The sequence below is a fragment of the Bradyrhizobium uaiense genome (assembly GCF_010811875.1).
GTDB classification, from domain to species: domain Bacteria; phylum Pseudomonadota; class Alphaproteobacteria; order Rhizobiales; family Xanthobacteraceae; genus Bradyrhizobium; species Bradyrhizobium uaiense.
On the sequence record NZ_VKHP01000232.1, the window covers coordinates 1 to 14,927 of the forward strand.

A 14,927-nucleotide genomic window follows, 5' to 3' on the forward strand; every position below is an offset into this window, starting at 1 on the left:
GAACGATGATCGCCATTAACAGGCCAAGCAGGCGCGCTACGATACCGGCTTTTTCAGCGAGCACGAACGCTCCGAAGAACATCAGGAAGGCCAATAGATGAACGGCTCCATCGCCGCATGGGCCAGGAAAGGTACCTGATAGACGGCGTCAACCCGTTGCGCCGCCTCCGTAAGTGCCTTCCCCGCATCACCGACGTTACGGGCAACAGCGCCCGGCTTGTGGGATTGCTGCGCCAGTTGCTTGACGATGTCGGCGCTGCTGACCTTGCTGTTCGGGCCATCGTCCCACGTGATGGCAGCGGCCTCGAGGCCCTTCTTTGCTGCAGCCATGTGATCCGCTACCACGGCGACAGCTTCATCGACATTGACCACCTGCCGGACGCCCCTCACTGCGAGCGCGGCCTTCTCGACTATCGTCCTGGCTTTGCCACCCAGCACGGGCGAAATCGCAACCGCCGCAACCTTCATGCCCGGCAGTCGTGTATCGATGCCGAAGAGCGCGCGTCCGTCGACTTTCATTGCTGAATCGACGCGCTTGGCGCGCGTGCCGATCAGGTGGAAATCCTTCGGATCCTTCAATTTGACGTTAGCCGCAGGTGGCACGGGTAATTTCGCCGCGGCGTCCGCAAGTTCACCATAGCTCAGATGCTTGGAGCCCGTCGAATCGAACACGACGCCATCCCTGGCGCGGCAAGTCGCTGGATCAACATTCCAGCGTTTTGCGGCCGCTGCAATCAGCAGATTACGACCCACCGCCCCCGCCTGACGCAGCGGTGTCCAGAAGGCGCGAATGGAGGCGGACCCACCTGTATTTTGAATGCCTATGATAGAGTTGGCGTAAAGCGCGTGATTTGGTGGCGCATGCTGAACCTGAATCTGGTCAAGCCTTACTTCCAGTTCTTCAGCCAAAAGCATCGTGAGCGACGTGTAAACTCCCTGTCCCATCTCGACCATCGGCATGACCAGGATCACTGCGCCGGTTGGATCGATCCGAATAAATCCATTCGGCGCGAAAGTACCCGTGACCTCGTGTTCGACTACTTGCGAAGCTGATGCCGCAAAGACCGGCTCCGCGCTCGCACCGGTCATGGCAAAGCCAAGCAGCAAACCTGTGCCCTGTAGAAAGGCGCGCCGCGACATCGCTGTTTCATCGGACATCCGCTCTGCCAAGGTAAGCTTATCCATGATCTCAAACTCCCGCAGCATGCTTGATCGCAGCGCGGATACGCTGATAAGTGCCGCATCGGCAGACGTTCCCCGACATAGCAGCATCGATGTCGTCATCCGTCGGCTTTGGCGCGTCCTTCAGGAGTGCCGCCGCCGACATGATCTGGCCGCACTGGCAATAGCCGCACTGCACCACCTCAAGCTCCAGCCACGCCTTCTGCAAGGCCGCGCCCTCCGGCGTGTGGCCGATCGCCTCGATCGTGGTGACTGGGCTGGCGCCAAGGCTGTCGATCGTTGTCTGGCAAGAGCGCACCGCCTGGCCGTCGACATGCACGGTGCAGGCGCCGCAAAGCGCTTGGCCGCAACCAAACTTGGTCCCGGTCATTCCAAGCACATCGCGCAGTACCCACAGAAGCGGAGCATCGCCGTCAACATCGACCTCATGGTGTTTGCCGTTGATCTCTAGGGTAAAAGCCATCGGTGTCTCCTGCGCGTATTTGGGAGTGAGCGGCGAGCTGACGAGCAATCGTTCACCAACATGCTGCAAAAAATCGGTGGACCAGATACGGCACTTCAGGAGCATGGCACGTCCTCGTCAGCGCGGAGACGTCCCAGAACCCAGGCTTAAGTTGCATCTGGCCTGTCAATGAAGCGTGTGACTGCCGTAACCTTTAATCGCAAGATGGGACGAGCTTTTCCAATAGCCGGCATGTATATTTTCCATTCCAAAAAGGAATGCTTCACTTGCCGTCCTCGATGGCGATTGTAGTGAACGCGCTTATCGAAAAGCCGTTGATGCTAAATGCAATCGATGTGTCACACTTCGACGCCGCCTTCAAAATTGACGGTGTCGTGCGGCATACGCATCGTCGGCAGCGGTACTGGTTAAGTGGACTAAACGTCCACCACCGCAGTGTTGATGTCAGGTATAATCAAAAGAAATCGAGCTCACAGCGAGAGGAGATCGCCGCTGTCAAACGCACGCATCCGCGTCCGGAAATCGAAACAGCCGCTAAAGGCGCCATTGATCAGCATGGTTCTCTTCGTCGCGCTGCTCGTCGCCGAGATCGCCCATTGCGTGATCGCGGCGGGATCATCTTCCCAACAGAAACGCCGAGCGCTCCGATGCACCCTCGTTCGTGATCCGATAAACCACCATCAAAAAGGATCTCCAACATGAGCCAGATCGAGAAGGCGAAAGTGTTCGCTGAGCTTCACGTCAAGGGACGGCCGATCATTCTGTACAACGCCTGGATGCGGGGAGCGCTAAGGCCATCGCGGACGCCGGCGCGACGGCGGCCCGCCTGCTCAATTCGTTCGTTCGGCAATGACGAAATTCGTTCCGAAGGTTTGGATTTGCGATACCGACAAAAATACCGACAGAACGGATGGCTGCCGCGGACTTTTGCGTGCATTTTCAATGCACCAAGAAGAACCTTCCGGAAAAGTAGGAATCGAACTAGTCCTTTAAGTAATTGATATTATTGATGTTTTATTCTTGGGGCCCCGCCCGATTGTCATGAGGCGCGCAATTGTTCTGGCTGACGGGATCTGCGCAAGATTTTGTGCGTCGGCTTTTTCGGCCCGTCGCCTGCGGGTCGCCTACTCGCTGATGACGCGGAGCGAGCCTCGGAAGCCGCGCCCCGTTAACCGGCGCCAAAGTTCAGCTCCGTTGCGGCAGCCGGATGCCCACTGATCGTCGAGCCATGGCAAATGCAAGTCCAACGAACTTTGCCGGGTCCGGAAGACATCGTTTCTTTCGCCCCGGATCACCTGTCGTACCAGCTTCCTGCTGTGACCAGTCTGGCGCACGATCTGCTTGATGGGTATGCCGTTCTTCGACAGAGCCAGGATAGCCGCATTGGTCTCCTCGCGGTGCAGATAACCCTCATACTGGATCCGCTCTGCGGCTGTTAGCAGCTTGGGATCAATCGTCGTCGCACCGATCACTGTGCGTATCTGGCGCATCGATTTGCGAACGGCATCGAGGAAGGCGCGACTGGCGTTCTCCATCAGATGCCAGCGATCTGCGACCTGTATCGCGTGCGGCAAGGCTTTTGCTGTCGCTTCGCCATATCCTCCGCCGCGGTCACGGGCAACGATCGCGATCGTGGGATGAGCAGCGAGCCAGGCTTGGGCAGTTGCCGGCTCCCGATCCGGGAGCAGAGTGACTACCCGGCGCCGTTCTAAGTTGCAGACGATGCTGGCGTATCGATGATTGCGCCGCCAGGCCCAATCATCAATGCCGATAATCCTGAGCCGATCAGCCGGCGGACGGGCGCCGAACTACGCGAAGGAGCGTGTCCTTACTCACCGGCAGCATCAGCCGTTTTGCGAAGCCTGCTGCCGGGCGGCCGCCAAGCGCCAGACCGAGGTGATGGACGATAGAATCCAGCCTTGCTGTGCGTCGCGCCGATGGTGCCAGTACCCCTTCGGCGAAGCGCTCGGTGAAGATTTGGCGCCCGCATAGGACGGCGTCGCAACGGAAGCGACGAGCAATGACCAGAAGCTGTACGATCCGCCCCGAAAGGGGAAGATCGGTTACACGGCGCCGGTACCGGCTGTGGACGCGTCGGGAAACCGTTCCGCAAGATGGGAACAGACCAACGCATCCCGACGCCCGAACCGCAATACGGCCTTATCACCTTCGAAGTACGCACTCTCTACAACAAACCCACTCGGCACCAGACTGGAGCGCTGGAGTGCCTGCTGCATGGCGCTGATTCTCCTCGCAATCAATGCGCCAGACGTTCCCAAAACTGCATCAAAAGTGAGTCAGAGCCAATATTGCAAGCCGAATGACAGCCTTCCCCTAGGGAGCGCCACTTCGGTACACATCTGCGAACGCCGCCGGCCCGCGAATCCTAAGATAGCCGCGCCGGCAAAAGCCTTTAGCGTTTCGGCGCTTCCGTGCCCCCACGTTGCGGTTTCTGGCCACGGTAGAAGTGGGCAACGTCCGATTATAGTTTACGACGGCTTCAGCGTGGCCCGGCGGGCATGGATCAGGCTTTCGACCCTGTTCGCAGCAACGTTCAATGTCGCCATATCGGTGGCATCTTCGTCTCCGCTTGCAATCTTGAACTGCTGGTCGGTCAAGATGTCGTCGATCCGGCCCTCAATGTTGGATAATTCATCCTCGTGCTGGGCCTTGCGAACCCGGCGAGCGAGTGCAAAGAGCGCATCGAGCGCCGATTCATCAGGTTTCGATGTGCGCAAGCCGATAAACCTCCACGCTGCGGCGATGATCGAAGCCAGTCCGCCAAGGATCATCGGAGTCAGGTAGATCGCATTGCTCCACTCGTCCAAGAAGCTTTCTTGGGTGCCGTTGAAATATTCCGCTGCACCGGCGTGGACTGGCAGGAAGGCGTCAGGATCCGTATCAGGAGCGGTGACCTGGGCCAGGATCGGCAATTCGCCGATGAGGTCCCGGCGCGCGGCGAGAAGCGATCTTGTCAGATCGGCTATGGTGTCGGCATTAAGCTTCTTCTGCGCGACCAGGTAGAAAGACACGCGTAGCGTCGTCAGGTCATCATCCGGGACTGCCGGCGAACCTCTGAGCGTGCCTTTCGGCACGTCGAAACTTTGGTAGGCACGATGACTTTCCACAATCGCGTCGGCCGATTCAATGGGAATGAGAACCGGTTTGGATTTTGGGGTTTGCGGAAAGAGGCTGCGCGCGAGCGATAGGTATTTTTGAGTCAGGGGAGTGACGAGCAGAAGCGCGTCGACGCTCCTTGAGTCGACTACTTGGCGCGCCTCAGGCAACGAGACATCCTTGAATTTCACGTTTGCGCGGTCGAGATCGTATTGCTGGCGCAGTGCGTTAACGACGGCCCTGTTGATCTCTCCGCCGACCACGCCAACGCGACGGCCTTTCAGGCTCGCCACGTCGCTCAGCGGCGAGCCGGGAGGTGCTGCAATCAGCGCGACCGCATGTGTGAGCACGAGGACTGCCTGTGCTCGCGACAAGTCACCAACATCGCCGCGGACGACCGCGAGGTCGACCTTGCCGGATGAAAAGGCATTGGCGGCCTCGAGGGCGCTCGATTCGCTGACAACCCGGAGTCTCACTGGCGCTGACGTGGCGGTCAGGCGACTGGAGATGGCCGACAAGACCTTATCGGCTTCACCATCAAACGATCCAACCGCGACGGTCAACGTAACCGGTCGAGTGTACCAGAAATAGGCGGACAGCCCCGTACCAGTTGCCAGCAGCAATGCGCCGCTCACCATCATGATACGAAGCCAGGCCGGTAGTTTGATGGCGGTCATCGAGTAATTCTCCGACTAAAGCTAAGCCTAGCGATGAAGCGTGATCAACGGCGCCTCTCTGACACAGACGTGTCTTGTCCCTGATTTGTATTCCGTTCCGTCGGGCGAGGGATCACGGCAAGGTGCTGTTCGAGCGCTGGTGACGCTTCAGTGTGACCGGGATATCAAGCTCCATTCGACGCCGCGAGCCGACTTTGGCTTTGCTTATGATGTGTGCGCTCATGCAGCGAGAGGCGCGCCCCGCGCACGGTCACCCGCGAAGTGACCTGCGACAGGTGCGCGGCTGACGGGGTATAAATCTGCATTGAATGCCTTCATTGAATGGTTTCCTCGCGAACCGGCCAAGCGCGCCTTCGCTCCCCCCAGGCGTCGGGGCGAACGCGCAATGGAAGAAGTTATAAGCGCCAATTTTCTCCCGATCGGCTATGCAGTTTCGGCAAAAGGGTGAGGGGCCGTTGGCCGCGTGCCGGGAAAAGTCCCTCGCGATCGCACCGAAACCGATCCTGCGTCCATTGGTCCGCGACCATAGCTCGCGCTTGCCGAATTTGCATAGCGGGCCGCCAAGTTCTCCGTAAGCTGGTAAGGTGACGAGGAGTGGCTCGTATGCCAGCTCGCTCAACATGGCACGGGAGGCATTCGATGCAAAGGCGATCGACCCGGAGCTCGTGGGCGCCGATGAAGCACGAGTTTTTGCGGTAGGATACTGGAAGTTGTATCGTCACCACTCGCCAATCGTTTGAAGTTGTTTCAATCAGGTATCAGGAGAACAAAATGGAGATCACTCGTCGTAATCTTGCGCTGGGAGGCATGGGCCTGCTGGCAGGTGCGGCTGCAACACGATCAGCCCTTGCGCAGGATTCCTTCTTTGGCATGAGGGAGGGCCTCGAGGATTTTTGGCTCGCGAGCGACGCCTACGTTTTCGGCTATCCGCTGGTGACGATGGAGATGACCCGCCGGGTTCTCACCAACGTCGCCGAACCCGCGGAAACCAAAGCGCCGATGGGGCAGATCATCAAGATGCGCCAATATCCGGATGCCTCATTCAAGGACGTCACGGCACCGAACGCGGACACGCTCTACACGACTTCCTTTTTCGATGTCGGGAAAGAACCGTGGGTCCTCAGCATCCCGGACATGAAGGGGCGCTATTTCCTGATGCCGATGCTGGACGGCTGGACTACGGTGTTCCAAGTGCCGGGCAAGCGTACCACCGGCACCGGAGCACAGACCTACGCGATCACCGGACCTGGCTGGAAAGGCACACTGCCGGAGGGCGTGAAGGAGTACAAGTCGCAGACCAACATCGTGTGGCTGCTTGGCCGCATCTATTGCACCGGCACGCCAGAGGACTACGCCGCCGTCCACAAGCTGCAGGACGAGTGCAAGCTCGTTCCGCTCAGCGCATATGGCAAGCCGTACACGCCACCTGCGGGCAAGGTCGATCCCTCGATCGACATGAAGACGGCTGTCCGCGAACAGGTCAATCGCATGGACACGGTGTCGTATTTCAAGCTGCTCTGCGAGCTCATGAAAACCAATCCGCCAAACGAAGCGGACGCCCCACAGCTTGCCAAATTTGCCCGCATCGGCATCGTCCCCGGACAGGATTTTGACGAGAGCAAGCTCAAGGCGGACTTCCTGAAGCGTGTGCCGGAGGTGTCGTTCGACAGGATCATGATCCAGTTCAAGGTCAACAAGGCCGTCAAGAACGAGAACGGCTTTGACTTCACAACGAGAACCGGCATCTACGGCACCGACTATCTGATGCGGGCCCTTATCACCGCGATCGGGCTCGGCGCCAATCGTCCGCAGGATGCGGTCTATCCGACCTCGCAAAAGGACGCGGATGGCCGCAAGTACAATGGCGCAAACAAGTACGTCATGCGATTCCCCAAGGGGCATCTGCCCCCGGCGGAGGGCTTCTGGTCGCTCACGATGTACAACAGCGGCTACTTCTTTGTGAACAATCCGCTCAATCGCTACTCGATCAGCGCGCGTCAGGAGCTGAAGCAAAATCCGGACGGCTCAACCGACCTCTACCTCCAGAAGGACTCCCCTGGTAAGGACAAGGAGTCGAACTGGCTTCCCGCGCCCGAAGGAGATTTCATCCTCATGCTGCGCATGTACTGGCCGCAAGAAACCGATCCGTCGATCATCAACGGCACATGGACGGTTCCCCCCGCCAAGAAGGTCGGGGCTTGAGAAATTGAACTGATGCCGGCCCCTGCGTGGGCCGGCATGGCCGAATGACCTCGTGATCCTACTGCACCGTCGCCAACAGCAAAGTTCAGCGACGGTGCAGATGTGCGTCTTGGCGGGAGACGTAACCGGGGCGATCGTGTGAAGCGCCTCCTGTAAACCAGCGGCTTTTGGATCTGCGTGGAGGGGCGCGCGCCACGGCCGATGGAGATGTGCGCTATTGCTTCGCCGTGGCGCTGTGATGCCGCCGGTTCTCAGCGCACTCCCATCTCCAAATCTGCGATCGGTTGCGATTTTCCCTTAGGAGGGGAGCCGCCGGGCTGTTTCAGCGGCTGGTCCGCCGATGCCCGGAAAACGGCTGTTTGCGTTCAGGACCTGGACTGACGCGTTGGGTCAACCCGATGGACCGTTCGCATTTCTGCGACGTCCTCGAGAGCGGCCGCTGGCGTGCCTAACACGGCAGCATGAACGTTGCGTATGGTGGCGTAGAGGAAGGCCGTGGTCAGCCCAAGCAGCAGCATGCCGTTGAGAGCTTCGAGCGCCCCCAACATCTGCCAGCGGTCGGAAAGGTGGAGGCCTGCATGGCAAGGTCGTCATCGCGCCAATTGAATACAGCATCGTTGAGCGCTCGTCGGGCAGAGCGCCGAGCCAGAGATAGGCTCCGGCCCAGACAGCTGCCTCCATGGCGTGCAAGGCGGTGGCCGACAGCACGGTCGCTCCCACCACCGCCACAAATGTCGTCAGATGTCTGCCAACTCTCTTCGCGCGTTCCAGACTTTGCTCAACGCCAAGTTCGATCGCTCCGAGACCAATGACGTGGATGACGGACGCAAGGACGATCAAGGGGGGTCTCCATAGCCAGTCTGTGATCCACGCTTCCGACGCGAGAGAAACCATGTTTCGAATACTCGACCACGGCACGGCGAGGCCGGCTGCAAGGGCCGAACCGGAACGGGCGGCAGCTACGCTGCCGCCCGGCGCCAGACACGTTCAATAATAGGGCCGAGCGTACATCGCGCCCCGGAATGCGGTGCGCCGCGCGACGCCCGCAAAGGAAAGCGGCGTAAAGGGGCGGCCGATGATATCGATGAAGATCGAGGCTCCGCCATCGGCACCGTTTAGATCGCCCTCGAGGGTCTGAACCGTGAAGACGAGCTTGTCCCCATCCAGCTTCGGATTTTTCAGGACAACCACGGCATCCTTGACGGAGCCGTCCTTGGTATTGAAAACCGAAACGGTCGCGTTCGGAGGATCGCTGGTAAAGCTGTCCTTGCCCGTGCCCCAGTCGGCGATGATGTCAGCCGTGAGCTGATGGCCGGCGGCGCGCACGGGCCGGTCGGCGAATATGATCGAGCTCGGCATGACGCCGGTCAGCACGAGGCTGTCGCCTTGCAACGTTGCGCTGCGCGAATTGAGAACGATGAGCGATGGCACAATTTGAGCATGTGCGGCCGAGGGCGTGCCGATCGTCTTCAGTTGTCCGTTGGGCGCGCTCTGAGCCTGCGCAGTCCCGGTGTCGAGCAGTAACGTCGCCGCCAGCAATCCCATGCAAATATGCACGGCTTTCTTGTTGCGCATCTCGTTCTCCTTGCGATCGGCCGGGGCTTCCGGCACGTTGGTCGGCGTGGACCGTAGACACCCCGAAACCGGCCGCCTATGCAAAATCGGCAAAACGTGCGGCCGTCCCGAGCGCAGCTAAGCCTTGCGCTGAAGCGTCGTCAGCGGCGTTTCTCCGAAAGCTGCACGGTACGTTGCAGCAAAGCGTCCGAGCTCGAAGAATTGATGCTCCCGCGCGATGCTGGCGACGCTCGCAGTGGAGGCATCGGCGCGCCGTAGCGCGGCGCGGGCCTTGTTCAGCCTGCGCAACAGGAGGTATCGCATCGGACTTACGCCGAGAAACTCGTGACAGCACATCCGCAATGTGCGTTCGGCCACGCCGATTTGGGCGCAAAGATCCGGCAACGTAATCTTCCGGTCGACGGATTTGTGTAGCGCTGTTTCGAAGCGTGCCATCAAGGCGGCGTGGTTGGAGCGGGTCCTGGAACTGTTCTCCGTCCCGTCACCGGTGAGGCAATGGATCACCGCATGAATTGTGTCCTGTTCGAGCGCCCTTGCCACTTCGGGCTGCTCAATCAGTTTGTTTGCAGGAGCCGCCAGGTGACAGGCGTGTTGGAGCAGCAGCTGAAAACGGGACAAGTCCGCACGGGAAGGGCGGAGCAGTCTGGTGGAGCGCGGGGGCAGGATTGGCTCGCCGGTCAATGCCGCACCACTCTTTGCTAGCTGCTCCATGGGCAAGGATATCAGGCCCCATTGGCATTTGCCGTTCGATCGCTGATGCATCCGCTGGCCGGGGCCGTGAAAGGCGATCTGGTCGCTTTGGAAGGCTAGCCCGTCGCATTCCAGGCTCACCCGGCCAACTGGAAAGGACAAAAAGACTCTGTCGGCTGCGAGCGAAATGCTGGCAATGCGCGGCAGCGATTCGCGCAGCCGCATGATGACGAGATGGTCCAGTTTCAGCCGCAGCAACTCCGCTTCGAAATCCCCAGGACCGGTTATCGTGAGATTGACACCGATATCGCCAAAGCCAGCTTCGCAGGCTCCGGAATCGTCAAACCTTGAAATGGAGCGTTCAGCCATATTCCTTCGTCCCATCGGACGGGCGGATGGCTCTTGCGACCATTTGATGCCCATGGGGCCCGTCGATGAGGCACCATCAGGCAATCGACAGGTGGCGACTATGCAATTCCTGCGCCATGAGACAAAAGGGCGCTTCAAAGAGCGGAAGGATATTTCGAAGCTGCGCTGGTGCAAATCGGCCGGTCGATCTCCACGCTCGGGTAAAGCAAATGCTGCGACTAGTGAAGCCGTCCCACGAAGACTTCGGTTGGCAGCGTTGTGGGTCGAATGAGGTGGACATCGGGATCCTGCGCGGGCCGTCGCAGTGTTTCCGAGGGTAACTCTCCAAACAGCGTGCGGTAGGCGACCGAGAAGCGCCCGAGTTCCCAGAACCCGTAATTGGTCACGATATGGGTAACGGTGGCCTTGGATGCGTCAGCGCGCAGCAGCGCGCGCCGGACCAGATACATTCTTCGCATCGTGAGATAGCGGATCGGAGCCATGCCGAGATGTTCCTCGCAAGCCGATCGCAGCGTCCGCTCGGAAACGTTCGTCGCAGCGCAGAGTTCGGTCAGATAGATGGCGCGGTCCGAGTTTTCTGCCAGATAATCCTCGAGCCGCGCGATAATCGCATCGTGACGCCGCCTGCCAGCTGTGATCTCGACGCCGGCGCCTTCGGCAAGGCATCGAACCATCAAATAAGACATTTGTTGTTCGAATCCGCGACGTAGCTCACGCGATTCTAGAACGCCCGGCGTCGAACGGGCTAACTCGCCGACGGTTTGGTGCATCTTCAACAGGCGCGACATCAACTCCGGGCGGGGCCGAACCACGCGGGTTGCCAGCTGCTTTTCCAGAAAGTCAGCTCCAACGACGGTCGCCAGCGCTGCACTCAGTTCATCCTCGGGGAGCGACATTCCACAATAGCGATGATTAGTGCCGGCGCGCTGGTGCTGCAACACGTCGAGCTTGTCGATAACGATATCGCCCGGCGCGACATCCATGCCGCAGTGCTGAATCGAGGGGCCCTCCAACTGCGGCAGAAAGCTGATGGATCTGCGACCGGGCCGGACGGCAAATCTACAGATTTGAGGCAGGTTCACCTTGTAGTGGCTCATCCAAAGCCGATCCAAACCAATCTGCTCAATCGTCAGATCGAGCTGGCCACGCTTCATCGGAAATACGTTGGTCTCCATTCCTTGAACGGCACTCGGACAAAGCAGCGGATCTTCGATCCTCATCCTTCTAACCCAAAACACTTCGGATACCTCCGCAACACTTGGATGCCTGAGAGAGATCGCTCGAACGAAACATCGTCTTCAAAAAATGTAAGTTGAAATCCTATCGCATACAACTTCTGCTTAATGAAGCTATTTTTTGAAGCCGAAAGGGCAGTCGTGTCTCATGTTGGCGGCATCCAGCTACCAACTTGGTCTGGGCTATCACGAGGAATGATGGATGATCGGAGCGCTCAGACGTTTGAATTTTGAAACGGGGCATTTTGCTGCGGGCTTCGGCTTGGTTTGTGATGGCTGAGATCATGCAGCGACAGGCGGGCCTCGCGGACCAGATCCACCAGCGAAAGAGTGAAGAAGCTCAGTGCAATAACAAAGAGCAGAGCAACCCCGTATTCGTGCCGAAACTGGAAGAAGGCGGAGACGAACGCCAGGATCACCAGGAGCGACGTGACAATCGCGCTGATCGTCGAAAGAACGATCGCCTTGTTCAAAAGCACGGCCCGGCGCCTGAGGTGCGGCATGTCGGGGTGCGTTGGGGAAATGTCGAAGTCGATTGTAGCGTGCAGTGCCTGTAGCCTGTCGACAACGCGGTTCATCCGTCCGATCAGAAGCGAAACGAAAGCTGCAACTGCGCCAAGGAGAAATGCTGGTGCCGTCACCTGCGAAATGACCTGCGACAGGTGCGCGGCGGTCGGTGTGTCGATCAGCATCTGCATCCTTTTCTCCGTTAACCAGGTACGCGCGCCCCGAATCTCAAGCGCAGTTGGGGCGAAATGCCCGGATTGAAAAATCGGCCAGCGCGCGCATACAAGGATCGACTATGCAATTTTTGGCAGAGCAACCACTGGTTTGTCCAGCCTCGTCGTTCCCGCTTACGCCAGGCAGACGCACGCATGTGCAAAGCGGCTCGGCTATGGGCCGCCCGCTATTCAGCCGTCGAGGTGCGATTTTTCGCTCACGTCGGGTTCGGCCTGCCGATTTTGCATAGTCTCGTCGGCCCTGCGCATGCTCATCTACGAGAAGCAGAAGGCGGTTCAGGACTAGCGCCTGCCCGCGATCAACGAGGTTTTGCGAGATGATGGGGAAGCGAATGCGCGCACAGGTTCTGGCTGTCCTCTGCGCCTTCGGGGCATGGTCTGGCTCTGTGTCTTCCGCGGGCGCCCAACAGGCATCTTGGACCCAGATTGGCATGCTGGCGTGCAAGGTAGACCCTAGCGTCGGGTTTGTCATATTTGGTCATCAATCGATGTCTTGTCGCTTTACTCAAAATCCGCCGTTCCCGATTCAACTCTATGAAGGCGCGCTCAACACCGTCGGAATCGATATCGGCGTTTCGGCAGGAGGCGCATTCGCTTGGGCGGTTCTTGCTCCGACCGCGGGCCCCCAGGTCGGAGCTCTCGCCGGCGAATACGTCGGGGCGTCAGGCGATATCGGCCTCGGCCTAGGCGCCGGCGTCAATGTCCTTGTTGGTGGCTCGGGGCGGTCATTTGCGTTGCAGCCCGTCTCCGTAGAGGGATCAATTGCCATTGATGTCACCGTCGGCCTTTCCGGCCTGCAGCTGCGTCCGGTCTATTGAAGCTCCACGCCTTTTTGCGTGACGGGATGGGACGCGGCTCCAGTTCGTCGTGCAGAAAGCGCTTGGCGGGAGCGAGCGCGCAGAGATAGGCGAGCCAACAGGAAAGCAAATCGGAAGACCCGGTGCCAACTGACCTGTCGAAAACATGGTATGTTTCGTTTGAGGTGCCGAAAAGAGTGCGCAAAGCATCGGCGCAACGACGGCAGAGACAGAGTGAGAGCTTTCCGACCAAGCTCGATGCCCAGAGGTTTGCGCGCGAGAAATTCGAGCAAGGATACATCGTGACCGCGGGCACCATCAATCCCTGCACACCGCGACGGGCAATACCCTCGACGCTCATTCATCATTGGCTTGCGGAAGTGTCCGAGCCGCCATTTGTTGAGCCGGCCTCATTGGAGGACGCCAACGAGGCAGATCTGCCGTAGAAGCCGCCCGCGATGCGGCGGCCTATGCACTGGCACAATTTGCATAGACCGTTCGGGCGTGTTGTTGATATCGTTCCACCAAGCTCGAGGAATACGTCTTGCGTGCGACTACAAAAGTTGGGCGCGCCAAAACGCGCGCCATTGCATCCGCTGTGTCCTCCGTTTTGATTTCTGCGCCAGTGGAATTGCCCGTGCTGGCGACGATGATCCGCCGAAGACGCCGCTGCATTTCGCACGCTGCTGACCATGATGGCGTTCGGCAAAGTTCAACCAAGCCAGAGCACCCGACCGCCGCTCCAGATCTCCGGATCTGTCAGAATTTGCATATTCGGCAACTCGCGAAGGTAGGCCTGCGGTCAGCATCGATGGCGCGATGTTTCGGCTGCGGCAACTGCGCCACAGGTGGAAAAATTGAGAGCAGACGTCAGATTCTGCATAGCGGGTTGCGCGCGCCAGATGCGATTTGATGCTGCACGAAATTCTTCAATCACTCTGGTGGGGTAATGAATAAGATTAGTAAGTTTGCAGTTGCGATCGCAGCTTCGGGAATGATGGGCGGCTATGCGATTGCGGCGGATTTGCCAGCGTCGCCCGCTTACAAAGCGCCGGCTCCAGCCGTCGCCGTCTATAACTGGACGGGGTTCTATGTCGGCGGCAACGCTGGGTATGGCTGGGGTAACCAGGACCCGCTGGTGCTCTTCTCCAACAGGTTCGATCGTGCCAGTTTCGACATCAACGGCGGTATGATCGGCGGCACACTGGGCGCGCAGATTCAGCAAGGATATGTCGTGCTCGGTCTGGAAGGTGACATTGACTGGGCCAACATCAGCGGCTCGTCCGTAGTAACACCCAGGATCTTCGGCCTCGGGCAGGGCGTCACGCTGAACACCTCGTCGAGCATTAGCGCGCTTGCAACGGCGAGGGCGCGGGTCGGCGTCGCCATGAACAACGTCTTGCTCTACGTCACCGGCGGCGGAGCCTTCGTCAAGTCGAGCGCCAATGCATCGACCATTGCCGGCGTGCCCTGCGGCACGCTTGGCGTCCTGCCGTGTTCGGGCTCGTCCTGGCGTCCGGGCATCTCGGCTGGTCTGGGCGTCGAATATGGCCTCACGCCGAACTGGTCTCTGAAAGCCGAGTATCTCTACACGAAAGTTGTCGGCACCGGAGTGAGCACGGATGACCTGAATATCGTGCGTGCCGGCGTCAACTATCGGTTCTGAGCGGAATCGCATCGATGATCAATTTTGCTCTCGTTCGGCGCGCCTTCGCGCCTGGCGTTGTCCTCTGCGCAGCCATCCTCGCCGGCAGCGCGCAGGCACAGGGCGATGACGCCTCGCTCATCCTCAAAAAGATGTCCGCCTATATCGGCGGTCAGTCGACCATCCAGGCGGCGTACGATTCGGATATCGAAGTGATCACGAACGATCTGCAAAA

At 59.2% G+C, this 14,927-nt stretch carries 12 protein-coding genes and 2 pseudogenes; 6 read left to right on the forward strand and 8 right to left on the reverse strand.

Features of this window, described 5'->3' with window-relative positions; translation table 11 throughout:
• Positions 1-81: 81 nt before the first annotated feature.
• A complete protein-coding gene (locus FNJ47_RS37145) occupies positions 82-1,206 on the reverse strand; it encodes a molybdopterin cofactor-binding domain-containing protein (RefSeq protein WP_236000307.1) in 1,125 nt (374 codons plus the stop codon).
• Positions 1,190-1,645 carry a (2Fe-2S)-binding protein gene (locus tag FNJ47_RS37150; protein ID WP_163160840.1) on the reverse strand — a complete coding sequence of 152 codons (456 nt, stop codon included), beginning with the start codon at positions 1,643-1,645 and terminating at the stop codon, positions 1,190-1,192. Before FNJ47_RS37150 ends, FNJ47_RS37145 begins: the two co-directional genes overlap by 17 nt.
• A 290-nt stretch (positions 1,646-1,935) precedes the next feature.
• Between FNJ47_RS37150 and FNJ47_RS37155 the strand changes: the two genes are divergently transcribed.
• Entirely contained in the window at positions 1,936-2,310 is a 375-nt protein-coding gene (locus tag FNJ47_RS37155) for a hypothetical protein (protein WP_163160834.1), read from the forward strand.
• A gap of 330 nt (positions 2,311-2,640) precedes the next feature.
• On the opposite strand, the pseudogene FNJ47_RS37160 reads toward FNJ47_RS37155, so the two are convergent.
• Together FNJ47_RS37160 and FNJ47_RS37165 are read right to left on the reverse strand one after the other, a co-directional pair.
• A pseudogene (locus FNJ47_RS37160) lies at positions 2,641-3,882 on the reverse strand (ISL3 family transposase); the annotation flags it as partial.
• 252 nt (positions 3,883-4,134) lie between these two features.
• The gene (locus FNJ47_RS37165; protein WP_163160835.1) at positions 4,135-5,439 is read right to left on the reverse strand and encodes a TAXI family TRAP transporter solute-binding subunit; all 1,305 of its coding nucleotides are present in this window, start codon (positions 5,437-5,439) and stop codon (positions 4,135-4,137) included.
• Between the two features lie 771 nt (positions 5,440-6,210).
• Between FNJ47_RS37165 and FNJ47_RS37170 the strand changes: the two genes are divergently transcribed.
• Complete coding sequence (locus FNJ47_RS37170) at positions 6,211-7,641, forward strand: DUF1254 domain-containing protein (protein ID WP_163160836.1); 1,431 nt, start codon at positions 6,211-6,213, stop codon at positions 7,639-7,641.
• 987 nt (positions 7,642-8,628) lie between these two features.
• Here FNJ47_RS37170 and FNJ47_RS37175 read toward each other — a convergent pair.
• From FNJ47_RS37175 to FNJ47_RS37190, 4 genes are all read right to left on the reverse strand, one after another.
• A complete protein-coding gene (locus tag FNJ47_RS37175; RefSeq protein ID WP_236000308.1) occupies positions 8,629-9,216 on the reverse strand; it encodes a hypothetical protein in 588 nt (195 codons plus the stop codon).
• Between the two features lie 117 nt (positions 9,217-9,333).
• Positions 9,334-10,275: a helix-turn-helix domain-containing protein gene (locus tag FNJ47_RS37180; RefSeq protein WP_163160837.1), complete on the reverse strand. Its 942-nt coding sequence runs from the start codon at positions 10,273-10,275 to the stop codon at positions 9,334-9,336.
• A gap of 218 nt (positions 10,276-10,493) precedes the next feature.
• Positions 10,494-11,495 (reverse strand): helix-turn-helix domain-containing protein, encoded by a 1,002-nt coding sequence (locus FNJ47_RS37185; RefSeq protein ID WP_163160838.1) that lies wholly within the window; start codon positions 11,493-11,495, stop codon positions 10,494-10,496.
• Positions 11,496-11,725: 230 nt separating this feature from the next.
• Positions 11,726-12,208 carry a DUF2721 domain-containing protein gene (locus FNJ47_RS37190; RefSeq protein WP_236000309.1) on the reverse strand — a complete coding sequence of 161 codons (483 nt, stop codon included), beginning with the start codon at positions 12,206-12,208 and terminating at the stop codon, positions 11,726-11,728.
• A gap of 374 nt (positions 12,209-12,582) precedes the next feature.
• Between FNJ47_RS37190 and FNJ47_RS37195 the strand changes: the two genes are divergently transcribed.
• From FNJ47_RS37195 to FNJ47_RS37210, 4 genes and pseudogenes are all read left to right on the forward strand, one after another.
• Entirely contained in the window at positions 12,583-13,068 is a 486-nt protein-coding gene (locus FNJ47_RS37195) for a DUF992 domain-containing protein (RefSeq protein WP_283811342.1), read from the forward strand.
• 122 nt (positions 13,069-13,190) lie between these two features.
• Positions 13,191-13,493 carry a hypothetical protein gene (locus tag FNJ47_RS37200; protein ID WP_175068473.1) on the forward strand — a complete coding sequence of 101 codons (303 nt, stop codon included), beginning with the start codon at positions 13,191-13,193 and terminating at the stop codon, positions 13,491-13,493.
• A 503-nt stretch (positions 13,494-13,996) separates the two neighbouring features.
• Positions 13,997-14,713 carry an outer membrane protein gene (locus tag FNJ47_RS37205; RefSeq protein ID WP_236000310.1) on the forward strand — a complete coding sequence of 239 codons (717 nt, stop codon included), beginning with the start codon at positions 13,997-13,999 and terminating at the stop codon, positions 14,711-14,713.
• 14 nt (positions 14,714-14,727) lie between these two features.
• Positions 14,728-14,927: pseudogene (locus tag FNJ47_RS37210) on the forward strand (hypothetical protein); the annotation flags it as partial.

What these genes read in the sequence shown, in the direction of transcription:
- FNJ47_RS37145 (WP_236000307.1), bottom strand. Translation starts at nt 1,206, where the DNA reads ATGCTGCGGGAGTTTGAGATCATGGATAAGCTTACCTTGGCAGAGCGG.
- FNJ47_RS37150 (WP_163160840.1), bottom strand. Translation starts at nt 1,645, where the DNA reads ATGGCTTTTACCCTAGAGATCAACGGCAAACACCATGAGGTCGATGTT.
- FNJ47_RS37165 (WP_163160835.1), bottom strand. Translation starts at nt 5,439, where the DNA reads ATGACCGCCATCAAACTACCGGCCTGGCTTCGTATCATGATGGTGAGC.
- FNJ47_RS37170 (WP_163160836.1), top strand. Translation starts at nt 6,211, where the DNA reads ATGGAGATCACTCGTCGTAATCTTGCGCTGGGAGGCATGGGCCTGCTG.
- FNJ47_RS37175 (WP_236000308.1), bottom strand. Translation starts at nt 9,216, where the DNA reads ATGCGCAACAAGAAAGCCGTGCATATTTGCATGGGATTGCTGGCGGCG.
- FNJ47_RS37180 (WP_163160837.1), bottom strand. Translation starts at nt 10,275, where the DNA reads ATGGCTGAACGCTCCATTTCAAGGTTTGACGATTCCGGAGCCTGCGAA.
- FNJ47_RS37185 (WP_163160838.1), bottom strand. Translation starts at nt 11,495, where the DNA reads ATGAGGATCGAAGATCCGCTGCTTTGTCCGAGTGCCGTTCAAGGAATG.
- FNJ47_RS37190 (WP_236000309.1), bottom strand. Translation starts at nt 12,208, where the DNA reads ATGCAGATGCTGATCGACACACCGACCGCCGCGCACCTGTCGCAGGTC.
- FNJ47_RS37195 (WP_283811342.1), top strand. Translation starts at nt 12,583, where the DNA reads ATGCGCGCACAGGTTCTGGCTGTCCTCTGCGCCTTCGGGGCATGGTCT.
- FNJ47_RS37205 (WP_236000310.1), top strand. Translation starts at nt 13,997, where the DNA reads ATGAATAAGATTAGTAAGTTTGCAGTTGCGATCGCAGCTTCGGGAATG.